Origin of the sequence: Xanthomonas sp. GW, assembly GCF_014236815.1 — a bacterium.
Taxonomy (GTDB): Bacteria; Pseudomonadota; Gammaproteobacteria; order Xanthomonadales; family Xanthomonadaceae; genus Xanthomonas_A.
The window spans coordinates 4729506-4745897 of record NZ_CP051189.1 but is presented as its reverse complement, the minus strand read 5'-3'; the positions used below and the strand labels follow the sequence as shown (position 1 = coordinate 4745897).

General features: G+C 69.7%; 16 protein-coding genes. 14 read left to right on the top strand and 2 right to left on the bottom strand.

Annotation, left to right across the window (positions count from 1 at the left end; all coding sequences use genetic code 11):
• Window positions 1-103 precede the first annotated feature (103 nt).
• From HEP73_RS20505 to HEP73_RS20485, 5 genes are all read left to right on the top strand, one after another.
• Window positions 104-1105 carry an aldo/keto reductase gene (locus HEP73_RS20505; protein ID WP_185823522.1) on the top strand — a complete coding sequence of 334 codons (1002 nt, stop codon included), beginning with the start codon at window positions 104-106 and terminating at the stop codon, window positions 1103-1105.
• Complete coding sequence (locus HEP73_RS20500) at window positions 1102-1956, top strand: amidohydrolase family protein (RefSeq protein ID WP_185821339.1); 855 nt, start codon at window positions 1102-1104, stop codon at window positions 1954-1956. Before HEP73_RS20505 ends, HEP73_RS20500 begins: the two co-directional genes overlap by 4 nt.
• Before the next feature lie 51 nt (window positions 1957-2007).
• The gene (locus HEP73_RS20495; protein ID WP_185814313.1) at window positions 2008-2754 is read left to right on the top strand and encodes an SDR family oxidoreductase; all 747 of its coding nucleotides are present in this window, start codon (window positions 2008-2010) and stop codon (window positions 2752-2754) included.
• A gap of 34 nt (window positions 2755-2788) precedes the next feature.
• Entirely contained in the window at window positions 2789-3646 is an 858-nt protein-coding gene (locus HEP73_RS20490; RefSeq protein WP_185821338.1) for a fumarylacetoacetate hydrolase family protein, read from the top strand.
• A 265-nt stretch (window positions 3647-3911) separates the two neighbouring features.
• A complete protein-coding gene (locus HEP73_RS20485) occupies window positions 3912-5231 on the top strand; it encodes an L-fuconate dehydratase (RefSeq protein WP_185821337.1) in 1320 nt (439 codons plus the stop codon).
• Window positions 5232-5604: 373 nt separating this feature from the next.
• On the opposite strand, the gene HEP73_RS20480 is transcribed toward HEP73_RS20485, so the two are convergent.
• Window positions 5605-5970 (bottom strand): L-rhamnose mutarotase, encoded by a 366-nt coding sequence (locus HEP73_RS20480; RefSeq protein ID WP_185821336.1) that lies wholly within the window; start codon window positions 5968-5970, stop codon window positions 5605-5607.
• A gap of 1 nt (window position 5971) precedes the next feature.
• Window positions 5972-7285: an L-fucose:H+ symporter permease gene (fucP, locus tag HEP73_RS20475; protein ID WP_185823521.1), complete on the bottom strand. Its 1314-nt coding sequence runs from the start codon at window positions 7283-7285 to the stop codon at window positions 5972-5974.
• 303 nt (window positions 7286-7588) lie between these two features.
• Between fucP and HEP73_RS20470 the strand changes: the two genes are divergently transcribed.
• The 9 genes from HEP73_RS20470 to HEP73_RS20430 all read left to right on the top strand — a co-directional run bounded on the left by HEP73_RS20470 (window position 7589) and on the right by HEP73_RS20430 (window position 16369).
• On the top strand, window positions 7589-8344 hold the full coding sequence (locus HEP73_RS20470; RefSeq protein WP_185814309.1) for an IclR family transcriptional regulator: 756 nt from the start codon (window positions 7589-7591) through the stop codon (window positions 8342-8344).
• A gap of 100 nt (window positions 8345-8444) precedes the next feature.
• On the top strand, window positions 8445-8891 hold the full coding sequence (locus HEP73_RS20465; protein ID WP_185821335.1) for a hypothetical protein: 447 nt from the start codon (window positions 8445-8447) through the stop codon (window positions 8889-8891).
• Between the two features lie 204 nt (window positions 8892-9095).
• The gene (mdcA, locus tag HEP73_RS20460; RefSeq protein WP_185821334.1) at window positions 9096-10739 is read left to right on the top strand and encodes a malonate decarboxylase subunit alpha; all 1644 of its coding nucleotides are present in this window, start codon (window positions 9096-9098) and stop codon (window positions 10737-10739) included.
• Between the two features lie 9 nt (window positions 10740-10748).
• Window positions 10749-11063, top strand: a complete 315-nt coding sequence (gene mdcC, locus HEP73_RS20455) for a malonate decarboxylase acyl carrier protein (RefSeq protein ID WP_185821333.1) — start codon at window positions 10749-10751, stop codon at window positions 11061-11063.
• A 487-nt stretch (window positions 11064-11550) separates the two neighbouring features.
• Window positions 11551-12465 carry a biotin-independent malonate decarboxylase subunit beta gene (locus HEP73_RS20450; protein ID WP_185821332.1) on the top strand — a complete coding sequence of 305 codons (915 nt, stop codon included), beginning with the start codon at window positions 11551-11553 and terminating at the stop codon, window positions 12463-12465.
• Window positions 12465-13169 (top strand): biotin-independent malonate decarboxylase subunit gamma, encoded by a 705-nt coding sequence (gene mdcE / locus HEP73_RS20445; protein WP_185821331.1) that lies wholly within the window; start codon window positions 12465-12467, stop codon window positions 13167-13169. The genes HEP73_RS20450 and mdcE overlap by 1 nt, the downstream gene beginning before the upstream one ends.
• Window positions 13162-13815: a malonate decarboxylase holo-[acyl-carrier-protein] synthase gene (gene mdcG, locus HEP73_RS20440; protein WP_185821330.1), complete on the top strand. Its 654-nt coding sequence runs from the start codon at window positions 13162-13164 to the stop codon at window positions 13813-13815. Before mdcE ends, mdcG begins: the two co-directional genes overlap by 8 nt.
• Window positions 13816-14636: 821 nt before the next feature.
• Window positions 14637-15452, top strand: coding sequence for a triphosphoribosyl-dephospho-CoA synthase MdcB (mdcB, locus tag HEP73_RS20435; RefSeq protein WP_185821329.1), 816 nt, complete (start codon window positions 14637-14639; stop codon window positions 15450-15452).
• Complete coding sequence (locus tag HEP73_RS20430) at window positions 15449-16369, top strand: acyltransferase domain-containing protein (RefSeq protein ID WP_185821328.1); 921 nt, start codon at window positions 15449-15451, stop codon at window positions 16367-16369. Before mdcB ends, HEP73_RS20430 begins: the two co-directional genes overlap by 4 nt.
• Window positions 16370-16392 lie beyond the last annotated feature (23 nt).

Sequence of the window (16392 nt, the reverse complement as noted above, 5' to 3'; positions counted from 1 at the left end):
CCAGCGGTCCCCGATCCTGCAGGCCGAGCGGGCGCCGTGCGCCGGCGAACGGTCGAGGCCGGTGCCAGTGAACGCCGCGGTCGCCGCCGCCGAGCCCGGCGCAATCGCGCAGCGCCCGCTGGGCCGCAGCGAGGTGCGCATCGCCACGCTGGGCTTCGGCGCCGCGCCGATCGGCAATCTGTATGCGGAAGTGGACGATGCGGTGGCGCTGGCCGCGGTCGCCGATGCCCATGCCGCCGGCATCCGCCATTTCGACACCGCGCCGTACTACGGCTACGGGCTGAGCGAGCGCCGGCTCGGGCAGGGCCTGCGCGGGCTGCCGCGCGCCAGCTACACACTGTCGACCAAGGTCGGGCGCCGCGTCTACGACGAGGCCGGTGCCGCGCCGGGGCGCGACGGTTTCGCCGTGGCCGGACGCGGCGCCGCATTCGACTACAGCCGCGACGGCGTGCTGCGCGAATTCGAGGCCAGCCTGCAGCGGCTCGGCACCGACCACGTGGACGTGCTGCTGCTGCACGACATCGGCCGCCTCACCCATGGCGAACGCCACCCGGCGATGCTGCGCCAGGCGCTGGACGAGGCCTTGCCGGCGATGGCCGAGCTCAAGGCCAGCGGCGCCTGCCGCGCGATCGGCATCGGCGTCAACGAGGAAGACATCGCGCTGGAGCTGATGCCGCTGTTCCCGCTGGATTGCGTGATGCTGGCCGGCCGTTACACCTTGCTCGAACAGCACGCGGCGCAGCGGATCATGGCGCAGGCGCTGCAGCACCAGGTCGGCATCCTGGTCGCCGGCCCGTACAGCTCGGGCCTGCTCAGCGACGCGCGCGGCCCCGGCGACACCTACAACTACGCGCCGGTGGATGCAGCCACGCTCAAGCACGCGCAGCAGCTGTTCGCGGCCTGCGCGGCGCAGGGCGTGGACGTGGGCGCGGCCGCGCTGCAGTTCCCGCTCGCACACCCGGCGGTCGCCGCGGTGGTCGCCGGCATGCGCACGCCGGCGGAGGTGGCCAGCGCCGCCGCGCGCCTGCACGCGCCGATCCCGCCCGCGCTGTGGCGCGACCTGCGCAACCAGGGCCTGCTGCAGGCGCAGGTGCCGACGCCGTGAACGTGGTCGATGCGCACGTGCACTTCTGGCAGCTGGCGCGCGGCGACTACGACTGGCTGACGCCCGAACTCGCCGCGCTGTATCGCGACTTCGTGCCCGAAGACCTGATCGCCACGCTCGATGCGCACGGCGTGGACGCGATCGTCGCGGTGCAGGCGGCGCAGACCGAAGCGGAGACCCGCTACCTGTTGCAGCTCGCACGCGCGCAGCCGCGCATAGCCGGCGTGGTCGGCTGGATCGATTTCGAGGCCGCCGACGCGGCCGCGCGCATCGCCGCGCTGTGCGTCGAGGGCGACGGGCTGCTCAAGGGCCTGCGGCCGATGGTGCAGGACCTGGCCGATCCGCAGTGGCTGGCGCGGCCGCAGCTGGATCCCGCGTTCGACGCGATGCTGCGGCACGACCTGGCGTTCGATGCGTTGGTCAAGCCGCTGCACCTGCCCGCGCTGCAGGCGCGGCTGCGGCGCCATCCGGCGTTGCGCGTGGTGCTCGACCATGCCGCCAAGCCGGCGATCGGCGGCGACGGTTTCGCCGCCTGGGCCGATGGCCTGGCGCAGCTGGCGCGGCATCCGAACGTGCTGTGCAAGCTGTCCGGCCTGCTCACCGAACTGCCTGCCGATGCCGAGGCGGCGGCGATCGAGCCGTACGTGGCGCAGGTGTTCGCCTGTTTCGGCGCGCAGCGGGTGCTGTGGGGCAGCGACTGGCCGGTGCTGACCCAGCGCGCCGGCTACGGCGACTGGCTCGCGCTGGCGCAGGCGCTGGTCGCGCGCCATGCCGCCGGCCACGCTGCCGACGTGTTCGCCGGCAACGCACGCCGCTTCTACCGTTTGCCCCAGCCGCTTCCTTCCCCCTGATCGAGAGTGCCCCACCATGACCACGTCCGCCTTCCATCCCCGGAGCCGCGCATGAGCGGCCGCCTGCAAGGCAAGCGCTGCCTGATCACCGCCGCCGGCGCCGGCATCGGCCGCGAGAGCGCGCTGGCCTGCGCGCGCGAGGGCGCACAGGTGCTGGCCACCGACATCGATGCCGCCGCATTGCAGGCGCTGGCCGCCGAATCCGATGCGATCGTCACGCAGACGTTGGACGTCACCGACGCCGCGGCGATCCAGGCGCTGGTCGCGGCGAACGCGCCGTTCGACGTGCTGTTCAACTGCGCCGGCTACGTGCACCAGGGCAGCATCCTCGACTGCGACGAGCCGGCGTGGCGGCGCTCGTTCGCGATCAACGTCGATGCGATGTACTACCTGTGCCAGGCGGTGTTGCCGGGCATGCTGGAGCAGGGCCGCGGCAGCATCGTCAACATGTCCTCGGTGGCCTCCAGCATCAAGGGCGTGCCGAACCGCTTCGCCTATGGCGTGACCAAGGCGGCGGTGATCGGGCTGAGCAAGGCCATCGCTGCCGACTACGTGGCCAAGGGCATCCGTTGCAACGCGATCTGCCCGGGCACGATCAAGACGCCGTCGCTGGGCCAGCGGGTCAAGGCGCTGGGCGGCGACGAGCAGGCGGTGTGGAAGAGCTTCACCGACCGCCAGCCGATGGGCCGTCTCGGCGACCCGCGCGAGATCGCGCAACTGGTCGTGTACCTGGCTTCGGACGACGCCTCGTTCACCACTGGCCAGACCCACATCATCGACGGCGGCTGGTCGAACTGACCGCGCCTGCCTTCCACTTCCAAGAGGACATCCCATGAAACTGCTGCGCTACGGCGAACCCGGCCACGAACGTCCTGCCCTGCTCGACGCCGATGGTCACCTGCGCGACCTGTCCGCGATCATCGACGACGTCGCCGGCGAACACCTCACCGCCGCCGGCCTGGACAAGCTGCGCGCGCTCGACCCGGCCACGCTGCCCAAGGTGGAAGGCGAGGTGCGCTACGGGCCGGCCGTGGGCCGCGTCGGCAAGTTCATCTGCGTCGGCCTGAACTACGCCGACCACGCCGCCGAGTCGGGCATGGCGGTGCCGGAGATGCCGGTGCTGTTCATGAAGGCCACCACCGCGATCAGCGGCCCCAACGACACCGTGACGATTCCGCGCGGCTCGAAGAAGAGCGATTGGGAAGTGGAACTGGGCGTGGTGATCGGCGACGTCGCCCGCGATGTGTCGCTGGAGGACGCGCTCGAGCACGTCGCCGGCTACGCGGTGATCAACGACCTGTCCGAACGCGAGTTCCAACTCGAGCACGGCGGGCAGTGGGTCAAGGGCAAGAGCTGCGACGGCTTCGGCCCGCTCGGCCCGTGGTTGGTCACCCGCGATGAAGTGGCCGACCCGCAGAATCTGTCGATGTGGCTGGAGGTCAACGGCCACCGCTACCAGAACGGCAACACGCGCACGATGGTATTCGGCGTGGCCGAGCTGGTCAGCCACATCAGCCGCTACATGACGCTGATGCCGGGCGACGTGATCAGCACCGGCACACCGCCGGGCGTGGGCCTGGGCCAGAAGCCGCCGATCTACCTGAAACCGGGCGACGTGATGGCGCTGGGCATCGAAGGCCTGGGCGAGCAGCGCCAGGCTGTGGTCGCCCATCCCCGCGACGCAAGCTAAAGCCGCAAAGCCCCTCTCCCACTGGGAGAGGGGTTGGGGTGAGGGTAGGGGCGAAGCCACCTCGCCATCCATCTGGATACGGTCTTCGCTCGCGTTTCGTATCCCGCGTGTGCAACACGGCTGAGTGCTTCTACTTCGTTCGTGTTCTGAAGGGCGCCGGCAGTTGTGCACTCCCGCACCCTCACCCCAACCCCTCTCCCGGGGGGAGAGGGGGCTTGTCAATCGCATTTTTCTTTTTCTCTACCGCCTCACCACCAGGATCCCCATGAGCAAAATCGTCGCCCTCGAGACCTTCGACGTGCGTTTCCCCACTTCGCGCGAACTGGACGGTTCCGATGCGATGAATCCGGATCCGGACTACTCGGCCGCCTACCTGCGCCTGCGCACCGATGCCGACGACGGCCTCGCCGGTTACGGCCTGGTGTTCACCATCGGCCGCGGCAACGACGTGCAGAGCGCGGCGATCGCGGCGCTGTCGCATCATGTGGTCGGGCGCGAGGTGGAAGACGTCATCGGCGACCTGGGCGGTTTCGCGCGCAGCCTCACCGACGATTCGCAGTTGCGTTGGCTGGGCCCGGAGAAGGGCGTGATGCACATGGCCATCGGCGGCGTCATCAACGCCGCCTGGGACATGGCCGCGCGCCGCGCCGGCAAGCCGCTGTGGCGCTACATCGCCGAGCTGTCGCCGGAACAGCTGGTGGCCACCATCGACTTCCGTTATCTGACCGACGCGCTGACCCCCGACGAGGCGCTGGCCATGCTGCGCGCGGCCGAACCGCTGCGCGCCGAACGCCTGCAGACGCTGCTCGAACAGGGCTATCCGGCCTACACCACCTCGCCTGGCTGGCTCGGCTACTCCGACGAGAAGCTGGTGCGCCTGGCCAAGGAAGCGGTGGCCGACGGCTTCCGCACGATCAAGCTCAAGGTCGGCGCCAACGTGCAGGACGACATCCGCCGCTGCCGCCTGGCGCGCGCAGCGATCGGTCCGGACATCGCGATGGCGGTGGACGCCAACCAGCGCTGGGACGTGGGTCCGGCGATCGCCTGGATGCGCCAGCTGGCCGAGTTCGACATCGCCTGGATCGAGGAGCCGACCAGTCCCGACGACGTGCTCGGCCACGCCGCGATCCGCCAGGGCATCGCGCCGGTGCCGGTGTCCACCGGCGAGCACACGCAGAACCGCGTGGTGTTCAAGCAACTGCTGCAGGCCGGCGCGGTGGACCTGATCCAGATCGACGCCGCGCGCGTGGGCGGGGTCAACGAGAACCTGGCGATCCTGCTGCTGGCGGCGAAGTTCGGCGTGCGCGTGTTTCCGCATGCCGGCGGCGTCGGCCTGTGCGAGTTGGTGCAGCACCTGGCGATGGCCGACTTCGTCGCCATCACCGGCAAGATGGAAGACCGCGCGATCGAATTCGTCGACCACCTGCACCAGCACTTCGTCGATCCGGTACGCATCGAACACGGCCGCTACCTGGCGCCGACGCTGCCGGGCTTCTCGGCCGAGATGCACGCGCAGTCGGTCACCCAGTACCTGTATCCGGACGGCCCGTTCTGGAGCGCGGACCTGGCCGCGCAGCAGGCTTAGCGCGAGATGCGTGCGCGGCTCTACGCCGCGCACGCGCCCTGTAGGAGCGGCTTCAGCCGCGAGGAACGCAGCGGCGGACTCGACGGCTGCGGAAGCCGTCGGGACTGAAGTCCCTCCCACAGTGCACCCAGTTGGCTCGCCGCAAGTTCCTGTAGGAGCGGCTTCAGCCGCGACGAACGAAGTGGGGCACTGACGGCTTCGCAAGCCATCGGGAGCAAGTGCTTTCGCAGTGTCACTGCTTGCATCGCGCACGCCCCCTGTAGGAGCGGCTTCAGCCGCGACGCGTTCTACCGATGCAGTCTGTCGCGGCTGAAGCCGCTCCTACAGGGTGGTTTCTCTGCATGGCAGGGACCGCAGTCCTTACCAAGAGATCTCAGTCCCGCGCCTGCTCCGCTACCGCCGCCTGCAGCGAAAAGATCTGCAGCGCCTCGCGCCATTTCTCGCCCGGCGCCGAACCCGGCAACGGCTTCTGGAAGCGCCACATCAGCTCTTCCCAGGCCTGCACGCGCGGGTCGGCGGCATCCGCGGCGGCCTTGGCCGCGGGCGAATAGTCGTCGTCCACCTCCATCAGCATCACCAGGCGGTCGCCGCAGCGGTGGATGTCCAGGTCGCGGATGCCGGCATTGCGCAACGAGGCGACGATCTCCGGCCACACCGTGTCGGGGCGATGCCAGCGCTCGTATTCGGCGATCAGCGCCGGGTCGTCGTGCAGGTCGAGCAGATAGCAGTGACGCGGCATCTCAGGCTCCCGCAACGGTAGCTGGCGTCGCTGCCGCGCGGTCGCGCGCATAGGACGCGAACACCAGGATCACCGCGAAGCACAGCGCCGGCACGGTCATCGCCCAGTGGATGCCGGCGCGGTCGGACAGCGCGCCCATCAGCGCGGTCAGCACCGCGCCGCCGATGATCGACATCACGATCAGCGACGAGCCGAGCTTGCGCGCGTCGTCGTTCAAGCCGTCCAGGCCCAGCGCGAAGATGGTCGGGAACATCACCGACATGAACGCGCTGCTGGCCACCAGCGCATACAGCCCGGTCCAGCCCGGCAACGCGATCGCCACGCCGCACAGCAGCAGGTTGAGCAGCGCGAACGCGCCCAACAACACCGCCGGCGACACGAAGCGCAGCAACGCGGTGCCGATGAAGCGGCCGGCCATGAACAGCACCAGCGAGACAGTGAGGAAGCTGGCCGCGGTCTTTTCCGGGGTGCCCGGCACCGCGTCCTGCAGATAGCGGATCAGGTAGCTCCAGATGCCGACCTGGGCGCCGACGTAGAAGAACTGCGCGACCACCGCGAACACGAAGCGGCGGTTGCGCAGCAGCGGGCCGAAATAGGCCTTGCCGCCGCTGGCCGCGGCGCCGCTGTCGCGGGTGACCGGGAAGCGGGTCAGCCCGATCAGCAGGGCCCACAGCACCACCACCGCGCCGATGATCAGATACGGGGTCTGCACCGCCGCCGATTCGGCGGCGAAAAAGCTGGCGCGCGCGGCCGGCGCCATCGCCGCCAGTTGCTGCGGGGTGTGCTCCACGCCGGAGAGGATGAAGTGCTGGCCGATCATCACCCCGGTGATCGAGCCGAGCGGATTGAACGCCTGCGCCAGGTTCAGCCGCCGCGCCGCGCCTTCGGCCGGGCCGAGCACGGTGACCAGCGGATTGGCGGTGGTTTCCAGGAACGCCAGGCCACTGGCGATCACGAACAGCGCCAGCAGGAACAAGCCGTAGGTGTGCTCCTGCGCGGCCGGGTAGAACAGGAACGCGCCGGTCGCGTACAGCAGCAGGCCGAGCACCACCGCCGCCTTGTAGCTGAAGCGGCGCATGAACATCGCCGCCGGGATCGCGAACACGAAGTAGCCCAGATAGAACGCGCTCTGCACCAGCCCGGCCTGCAGGTCGGACAGCTCGAACGCCTTCTTGAACTGCTTGATCAGGATGTCGTTGAGGTTGTTCGCCATGCCCCACAGAAAGAACAGGCTGACGATCAGGACCAGGGGCACGATGGCGGTGCGCGCCAGGCTGCCGGGCGCCGCTGTTGCGGTGTCGCTGCTGTAGTGCATGCCGCCTACCCCTCCCAGGATGTGCCGCGTGGCGTTGAAGTTGTGGCCGGAGCGTACTGCGGTCGCTGTCGCCATGCAAATATAAAATCCGTGTTTATATTTGCATGGCGCGCCATGGCGTGCGTGGTGTCCGAACCCTGGCGCAGGCGGTCTTCGCAAGCGCCGGTACCGGCGTGCACGGGTCGGACCTGGCAGGCGATGCGGACATCCGTGCGCCAGGCGCAGGCTGGTTTCGCCGCGCTTCTGTCCACGGACATTCCCTGTACCCTAGCGCCCTTCCACCCCCCGCCTGGCCTCGACGGAATGACCACGCCCCCGCCCAAGTACCGCGCTCCCGCCCTGGACAAGGGCCTGGATATCCTGGAACTGCTGGCGCGCGACGCGCGGCCGATGACCATGAGCGAGATCTCGCAGGGCATCGGCCGCTCGCGCGGCGAGATCTTCCGCATGCTGCAGGTGCTGGAAGAGCGCGGTTATCTGACCAAGGGGCCGGGCGAGGGCGGCTACGTGCTGACCAACCGCCTGTTCATGCTCGGCATGCAGCAACCGCAGGTGCAGAACGTCACCGAGGCGGCGCTGCCGGTGATGCGCCGGCTGGCCGATGCGATCCGCCAGCCCTGCCACCTGGTGGCGCCGTCGGACGACCAGATCGTGGTCATCGCGCAGATGGACGTGCCCAGCGACCTGGGCATGGTGGTGCGCCCAGGCCACCGCCGCCCGCTCGCGCATTCCACTTCCGGCCTGGTGCTGTTCGCGTTCCAGCACGAAGACGCGCAGGCGCGGTTGCTGCAGCGCCTGGACGCCAGCGACGTGGGCTACGATCGCGACGCGTTCCTCGCCGCCGCCGCGCAGGTGCGCGCGCTGGGCTACAGCATCCACCCCAGCGAAGCGGTGGTCGGCGTGATCGACCTGACCGCGCCGATCCTGCAGCACGGCAGCGCCATCTACACGCTGACCGTGCCCTTCATCGAACGCCGCCCGCAGCAGATCGACGCGCAGGCGGCGATGCAGGCGGTGTGCGCGGCTGCGGCGGAGATCAGTGCGGCGTTGGGTGGGTAGCCTGTCGCGCGGTACGCAGGACACGCTGCCAGGCTGCGGTTGCGCAGGTGGCAAGCCCGGCATCAGCATGACGACAGCGACATAGGTGGGGGGAGAGCCCGTGTTTACCTGGGAGGGCGCCGTCACCGTCGCTGCCATCGTCGTGGTCGTTGCTTTCATGGCGTGGCTTATTTGGCTTCAGCGCCGTCGCGATCATTGGCTGGAGCGAGCGGTGGAGGAATCCTTCCGGCGCGTTTCCCTGACCAGCGATGGCGTGCTTCTCACCGGTGCGGATCTGGTCGTGGTGAAGAAGGTGCAGCAATTCATGGACGCCAATTACGATGCGTCCTTCATGTTCGATAGCGAAGCCATGAACGGCAGCAACGCGTTCTGGTATTGCAGTGGGCCCGGTGCGCGCTGGTTCCTGGCGATCCCGACGGTCAGCACGTGCCGCAGTGGTGTGGACGTGCGCTGGGTGCTGCGTCCGCTGACCGAGCAACGCGCGCGCGCGGTGCTGCGCTTCGATCGCGTGGCGTATCAGCGCGCGTTCGGCGAGATGCCTGACTAGGCCTGGCAAGGTCGGTAACGACACGGCCAGCACGCGGCGGACGGTTGAATCGTAGTTGTCCGGGATCCAGGTGCCACAGGCCCGATAGGCGCCTGTTGCACCGCAGCGTGCATTGGTCACGGTTTCATAATTATATCGTAATTACAATCTTGGCAGGCCCCGCCGCCAGGCGCTGCCGCCCTCCATTCGCCGACGGAAAGCCTTATGCCTCAGGACTGGAACACGCTCGCCGACAATCGCCGGCAACGCCTGCAGCGCGCCGAAGGGCTGGCGCGCGGGCGCCTGGTGGAGGCCAAGGACGCGGTGGCGTTGCTGGAGGCGGTGATCGAGCCGGGCGACCGCGTGTGCGTGGAAGGCAACAACCAGAAGCAGGCCGATTTCCTCTCGCAGTGCCTGACCGAGGTCGATCCGGCGCGGGTGCACGGGCTGCACATGCTGCAGTCGGTGCTGGCGTTGCCCTCGCACCTGGACGTGTTCGAACGCGGCATCGCGCAGCGTCTGGACTTCTCCTTCTCCGGGCCACAGGCATTGCGCCTGGCGCGGCTGGTCGCCGACAAGCGCATCGAGATCGGCGCGATCCACACCTACCTGGAGCTGTTCGGCCGTTACTTCGTTGATCTGACGCCGCGCGTGGCGCTGGTCGCCGCGCAGGCCGCCGATCGCCACGGCAATCTCTACACCGGGCCGAACACCGAGGACACGCCGGTGATCGCCGAGGCCACCGCGTTCAAGGGCGGCATCGTCATCGCCCAGGTCAACGAGATCGTGGACACGCTGCCGCGCGTGGACATCCCCGCCGACTGGATCGGCTACGTGGTGCAGGCGCCGCGCCCGCACTACATCGAACCGCTGTTCACCCGCGACCCGGCGCAGATCTCCGAGATCCAGGTGCTGATGGCGATGATGGCGATCAAGGGCATCTACGCCGAGTACGGCGTGGACCGGCTCAACCACGGCATCGGCTTCGACACCGCGGCGATCGAGCTGCTGCTGCCGACCTACGCCGAGTCGCTCGGTCTGCGCGGCAAGATCTGCCGGCATTGGGCGCTGAATCCGCATCCGGCGCTGATCCCGGCGATCGAGTCGGGCTTCGTCAAATCCGTGCACTCGTTCGGCTCGGAACTGGGCATGGAGAAGTACATCGCCGCGCGCGCCGACGTGTTCTTCGCCGGCCCCGACGGCTCGATGCGTTCCAACCGCGCGTTCTCGCAGACCGCCGGCCTGTACGCCTGCGACATGTTCATCGGCTCCACACTGCAGATCGACCTGCAGGGCAACAGTTCCACCGCCACCCGCGACCGCATCGCCGGCTTCGGCGGCGCGCCCAACATGGGTTCGGATGCGCGCGGCCGCCGCCACGGCAGCAACGCCTGGCTCAAGGCCGGGCGCGAGGCCGCGCGCCCGGGCGAGATGCCGCGCGGTCGCAAGCTGGTGGTGCAGATGGTGGAGACCTTCCGCGAACACATGGCGCCGGCCTTCGTCGATCGGCTCGACGCCTGGGAACTGGCCGAGCGCGCCAACATGCCGCTGCCGCCGGTGATGATCTACGGCGACGATGTCAGCCACGTGCTGACCGAAGAGGGCATCGCCAATCTGCTGCTGTGCCGGACGCCGGAGGAGCGCGAACAGGCGATCCGCGGCGTGGCCGGCTACACCGCGGTCGGCCTGGGCCGCGACAGGCGCATGGTCGAGAACCTGCGCGACCGCGGCGTGATCCGCCGCCCCGAGGACCTGGGCATCCGCCTGCGCGACGCCAGCCGCGACCTGCTGGCCGCGCGCAGCGTCAAGGATCTGGTGCGCTGGTCCGGCGGCCTGTACGCACCGCCGCAACGTTTCCGCAACTGGTAAGGGATGTCGATGGAAACCCTTCGCTATCGTTACGACGGGCGCCTGGCGCCGAACGGCCGGCTCGACCACGTGCTGGTCGGCGTGGTGTCCTCCGGCAATCTGGAAGTGCTGATCGAACCGCAGGACTTGGGCGGTGCGATGCAGATCGAGATCGTCACCGCCGCCGACGGCTTCGGCACGATCTGGCAGGCGGTGCTGGACGATTTCGCCGTGCGCCATCCGCTGCGCGACGTGCGCATCTCGATCAACGACGTCGGCGCCACCCCGGCGGTGGTCGGCTTGCGCCTGGACCAGGCGGTGGAAGCGTTGCAGGAGGATGCGTGATGCGTTCAATCCGCACATCCGCAATCGCCACACTCCCTGTAGGAGCGGCTTCAGCCGCGACGGTATCCGCAGCCGGCGATAGCTCGACTCCGTTCGTCGCGGCTGAAGCCGCTCCTACAGGGGATGTCGCTCGGTTTCTTCTTGTAGGAGGGGCTTCAGCTCCGACGGTGTCCGGAGTCTGGGACATTTTGGCTCCGTTCGTCGCGGCTGAAGCCGCTCCTACAGGGAGCGCTGCCCTTTCGAGAAGTGCTTCGGTGCCGAGGGCATCCGCAGCGGCCGCTGTTCGGGCTTCGCTCGTTGCGACTGAAGTCGCTCCTACAAGGGATGCTGTGCTTGCGAAGAGCCCTGTTGTGGGAGGGGCTTCAGCCCCGATGCGCTCCTCCGGCAGTGCCTGGATGGCGCCGGCCGCGATCCGGACGCCTGCTGCAATGAACGAGCGCCCCGCACTACTAATCCGGCGAGTCCGCCGCCCACACCGGAGCTGCGCATGAGCGCGATCCCGAACAATCGCCGTCCGCGCAGTTTCTATGAAGCCGACGCGCGCGAGCGCATCGCGGGACTGCTCGATCCCGGCTCGTTCCGCGAGTTCGTCGGCCCGCGCCAGCGCGCGATGAGTCCGCACCTGGCGCAGCTGGACCAGCCCGGCGCGTTCGACGACGGCATCGTCGTCGGCGAGGGCCGGCTCGACGGGCGCACGGTGCTGATCGCCGCGCAACAAGGCCAGTTCATGGGCGGCGCGGTCGGCGAAGTGCACGGCGCCAAGCTCACCGGGCTGTTGCAGCGTGCCGTGGCGACCAAACCTTCGGCGGTGCTGCTGTTGCCCGATACCGGCGGCGTGCGCCTGCACGAGGCCAATGCCGGTCTGATCGCGATCTCCGAAATCATGCGCGCCACCCTGGACGCGCGCGCCGCCGGCGTGCCGGTGCTGGCGCTGATCGGCAGCGGCAACGGCTGCTTCGGCGGCATGGGCATCGTCAGCCGCTGCTGCACGCGCATCGTCATGTCCGAAGAAGGGCGGTTGGGCCTGTCGGGTCCGGAAGTGATCGAGACGGTGCGCGGGGTGGAGGAATTCGATTCGCGCGATCGCGCGCTGGTGTGGCGCGTGACCGGCGGCAAGCACCGCTATCTGCTCGGCGAGGCGCAGGCCTTGGTCGCCGATGCCATCGAAGATTTCCGCGCCGCGGCGATCGCCGCGCTGGCAGCGGCGCCACCGTCCGCAGACGACGACGGCCTGGCGCGTATCGCCGCCGAACACGCCGTGCTGCGCCAACGCCTGGAGAGCTACGGCGACTGCCGCGACGGCGTGGACATCTGGCGCCGCCAGGGCATCGCCGATCCCGAAGCGCTGCCGTTGCTGGATACCGCCGCCTTCCTTGCCGCCGTCGCCGATCGGAGCCCGTGATGGAACTGAAGCCTTTGCTGGAAGCACTGTTCCCGCTCGGCCACCGGGTCGAGGTACGCGACGGCGTGATCGGCGGCAGCGCCAGCACCGCGCTGGGCGAGGTCACCGTGATCGGCAGCGCCGACAAGCTGGAAGTGGGCGTGGAGCATGCGCTGGCGTTGGCCGCCGCGGTGCTGGACAGCACTCGTACGCACCCGCAGCGGCCGATCGTGATGCTGGTCGATACCGCCGGCCAGCGGCCGTCGCGCAAGGACGAACTGCTCGGCATCAACGGCTATTTCGGCCATCTGGCGCAATGCCTGGACCTGGCGCGGCGGCGTGGTGCGCGGCTGCTGACGCTGGTCTACGGCGAATCGGTGAGCGGCGGCTTCCTCGCGTTCGGGCTGATGGCCGACGCGATCTACGCGCTGCCCGAGGCGCAGGTGCGGGTGATGGACCTGCGCGCGATGGCGCGGGTCACCAAGCAGCCGCTGGAGAAGCTGCAAGCCTTGAGCAAGAGCTCGCCGGTGTTCGCGCCGGGCGTGGAGAACTACGTGGCGATGGGCGCGGTGGAAGCGGTGTGGCAGGGCGATCTGGCGCAAGCGCTGGTCGCCGCGCTGCAGGCGCCGCTGCACGGCGACGTGCGCGCGCAACGCGGCGCCGAGCGCAACGGCCGCCTGCTGGCCGCGCCGATCGCCGCGGAGGTCGCCGCCGGCCATGCATGAGCCGCTCGCCCGGCACGACCTGGTCTGGCTCGCGGCCGATGCGCCGTGGCAGGCGCGCACGCCGGGTGCGCAGGCGCGCCTGCGCGACTGGTTCGCTGCCGGCCATCCGGCGATCGTCGCGCGCGGCGATCGCAGCGACGATGCGCAGCTGTTGCGTCTCGGCGTGCCGTTGCCGCCGGCCGAAGGCAAGCAGCGCCTGTCGCTGTCGGCCGAGCGTGATGCGGTGTTGCGGCAGCGCGCGCCGCTGACGCTGGACGAGGTCTGCGCGCAGGTGCCGGCCGTGCCGCAGTGGCAAGTGCCGCTGCGCGAATTGCAGGCGCTGGCCGCCACGCATGGCCTGACCCCGCGCGTGTTCGGCGCCTTCGCCTGGCAGGCGCTGACCGGCTTGCCCTATGTGCAGGCCGGTTCGGACATCGATTTGCTGTGGACGGTGCCGTCGCCGGCGCAGGCACCCGCGCTGCTCGCCGACCTTGCGCGCTGGGAGCAGCGTCACGGGCATCGCGTCGATGGCGAAGTGCTGCTGCCCGACGGCAACGCGGTGAGCTGGCGCGAACTGGCCGGCGACAGCGCGCAACTGCTGGTCAAGGCGCTGCGCGACTGCCGGCTGCAGCCGCGCGCCGAGCTGCTGCAGGCATGGGGGGTGTGATGGAACTGCAGGCGCTGCGCGGTACCGAAGACGGTTGCTTCTCGGCATCGCCGGCGGCCGCAGCCGTGGACGGGCCGGCGCCAGAAGCGTTCGGGGCTGAAGCCCCTCCTACAGTGCAGGTAGCCGGCCACCAGCAAGCCCCTGTAGGAGCGGCTTCAGCCGCGACGAGCGCAGTGAGAAACCCTGGTGGCTTTGCTTGTCTGTCGCGGCTGAAGCCGCTCCTACAGGGCACCCTGCAAGAAAGCCACAAGACCCTTGTGGGAGCGACTTCAGTCGCGACGAGTGAAGCAATGGAGGTGCTGCGACCTGACCACGTCGGGACCGAAGTCCCTCCCACAGTGCGCCCGGCGAATAGTCCGCAAGTTCCTGTAGGAGCGGCTTCAGCCGCGACGAACGAAGTGAGAAATCCTGGTGGTTTTGCTTGTCTGTCGCGGCTGAAGCCGCTCCTACAGGGCACCTTGCAAGAAAGCCACAAGACCTTTGTGGGAGCGACTTCAGTCGCGACGAGTGAAGCAATGGAGGTGCTGCGACCTGACCGCGTCGGGACTGAAGTCCCTCCCACAGTGCGCCCGGCGAACAGCCCGCAAGCCCCTGTAGGAGCGGCTTCAGCCGCGACGAACGAAGTCGCGGTCTTGCCAACACCGGAAGCGGTCGGGACCAAAGCCCCTCCCACAGGACTTGTCGCAGGCATGGCATCCCTTGTGGGAGCGACTTCAGTCGCGACGATCGAAGCCCGAGCAGCGACGGTACAATTCGCCCGCCATCCGCGAGCGACTGTGGCCGCAGCCAAGGCAGCGGCGATCGCTCCCCACCGCCTGTCCATGCCGCACCGCCTCGGTCGTCTCGCCGTCGCCAGCCTGCATGCCGAGCTGGCCTGCGCGCCGAAGCCGGGTCTGGTCACGCCGTTCGATCGCGGCAGCCACGACGATATGGACGCTTCCACGTTCCTGCGCAGCCTGTTCGCGTTGCGCGGCTACTTCGTCGCGATCGCCACCGCCGGCGCGGCCGATGCGGCGTTCCCCACGCTGCGCGAACTTGGCATCGGCGCCGAGCGCGCGATGCTGCGCGCCACCGGCGGCGTCAATACGCACCGCGGCGCGATCTTCAGCCTGGGCCTGCTGGTCGCCGCGGCGGCGCGGCTGCGCAGCCAGCATTCTGCGGCGCCGGATGGCATGGCGGTCTGCAATGCGGTCGGTATCTTCTGGCGCGAGGCGCTGCTCGACGCACCACTGGACCCGCACAGCCACGGCCAGCGCATGCGTCGCCTGCATGGCGTGGCCGGCGTGCGCGAACAGGCGGCGGCCGGGTTCCCGCTGCTGCGCGAGGTGGCGTTGCCGAGCCTGCGCGCGGCGTTGCGTGCCGGCCTGGCGCAGGAGGCGGCGCTGGCGCAGACCCTGCTGCAGCTGATCGCGCAGACCGACGATCTGAATCTGTTGCATCGCGGCGGCCGCGACGGGCTGCGCTTCGCGCAATGCAGCGCGCGTGCTTTCCTCGAGGCTGGCGGCGCGGCGCAGCCGGATTGGCGCCAGCAGCTGTCGCGCATCGGCGACGCCTTCGTCGCACGCCGGCTCAGCCCGGGCGGCAGCGCCGACCTGCTCGCCTGCGCCTGCTTCCTGCAGCGCCAGGAGGGCGTATGAGCCTGGCCCTGCTGTGCCCGGGACAGGGCGCGCAACATCCGGCGATGTTCGACTACAGCGTCGGCGAGCCGGCGGCCGAAGCGGTGCTGGCCGCGGCGGCGCAGGTGCTCGGCGCCGATCCGCGCGCGCTGGCCGGCGACGACGCGCGCTACGACAACGCCATCGCACAGCCGCTGGTGTGCACCGCGGTGCTGGCCAATGCCGCGGCGCTGCTGCCGCAACTGCCGACGCCGGCATTGCTGCTCGGCTACAGCATCGGCGAGTTGGCCGCGCATGCGTTGGCCGGCGGCATGGAGGCGTCCGCCTGCCTTGCGCTGGCGGTGCAGCGCGCGCAGCGCATGGATGCGGCCAGCCGCAATGGCGACGGCCTGATCGCGGTGCAGGGCCTGCTGCGCGAGCAGGCCGAGACGCTGTGTGCGCAGACCGGCCTGCATCTGGCCATCGTCAACGGCGACGACCATCTGATTCTCGGCGGCCATGCCGATGCGTTGGCGCACGGCGAGCGACAGGCGCGTGCGCAGCGCGCGCGGGTCACCCGCCTGCCGGTGGCGGTGGCCGCGCACACGCCGTTGCTGGCGAGCGCGGCGCAGGCGTTCGCCGCCGATCTGCGTGCCGCGCCATTGGCGGCGCCGCGCGCCGCGGTGCTGGCCGGCATCGACGGACACCGGATCGGCGACCGCGACGACGCCGTCGGCGCCTTGTCGGCGCAGCTGGCGACGACGCTGGATTGGGCCGGCACTCTGCGCCAGGCCGCCGAACGCGGCGCGTGCGTGTTCCTGGAACTGGGACCGGGCGGTGCGCTGGCGCGCATCGCGCGCGAGCTGCTGCCGGAGTGCCAGGCACGCTCTGTGGAGGAGTTCGGCAGCCTGGCCGCGGCGGCGGCATGGGTGCGGCAGGCGGAGCAACGCATGCAGTGATGCAGCCGCGGCGGCGGGAGGGG

Coding starts and splice junctions, on each gene's coding strand:
- HEP73_RS20470 (WP_185814309.1), top strand. CDS start 7,589: ATGACCACGCCCCCGCCCAAGTACCGCGCTCCCGCCCTGGACAAGGGC.
- mdcC (WP_185821333.1), top strand. CDS start 10,749: ATGGAAACCCTTCGCTATCGTTACGACGGGCGCCTGGCGCCGAACGGC.
- HEP73_RS20495 (WP_185814313.1), top strand. CDS start 2,008: ATGAGCGGCCGCCTGCAAGGCAAGCGCTGCCTGATCACCGCCGCCGGC.
- fucP (WP_185823521.1), bottom strand. CDS start 7,285: ATGCACTACAGCAGCGACACCGCAACAGCGGCGCCCGGCAGCCTGGCG.
- HEP73_RS20450 (WP_185821332.1), top strand. CDS start 11,551: ATGAGCGCGATCCCGAACAATCGCCGTCCGCGCAGTTTCTATGAAGCC.
- mdcE (WP_185821331.1), top strand. CDS start 12,465: ATGGAACTGAAGCCTTTGCTGGAAGCACTGTTCCCGCTCGGCCACCGG.
- HEP73_RS20430 (WP_185821328.1), top strand. CDS start 15,449: ATGAGCCTGGCCCTGCTGTGCCCGGGACAGGGCGCGCAACATCCGGCG.
- mdcB (WP_185821329.1), top strand. CDS start 14,637: ATGCCGCACCGCCTCGGTCGTCTCGCCGTCGCCAGCCTGCATGCCGAG.
- HEP73_RS20480 (WP_185821336.1), bottom strand. CDS start 5,970: ATGCCGCGTCACTGCTATCTGCTCGACCTGCACGACGACCCGGCGCTG.
- mdcA (WP_185821334.1), top strand. CDS start 9,096: ATGCCTCAGGACTGGAACACGCTCGCCGACAATCGCCGGCAACGCCTG.
- HEP73_RS20485 (WP_185821337.1), top strand. CDS start 3,912: ATGAGCAAAATCGTCGCCCTCGAGACCTTCGACGTGCGTTTCCCCACT.
- mdcG (WP_185821330.1), top strand. CDS start 13,162: ATGCATGAGCCGCTCGCCCGGCACGACCTGGTCTGGCTCGCGGCCGAT.
- HEP73_RS20490 (WP_185821338.1), top strand. CDS start 2,789: ATGAAACTGCTGCGCTACGGCGAACCCGGCCACGAACGTCCTGCCCTG.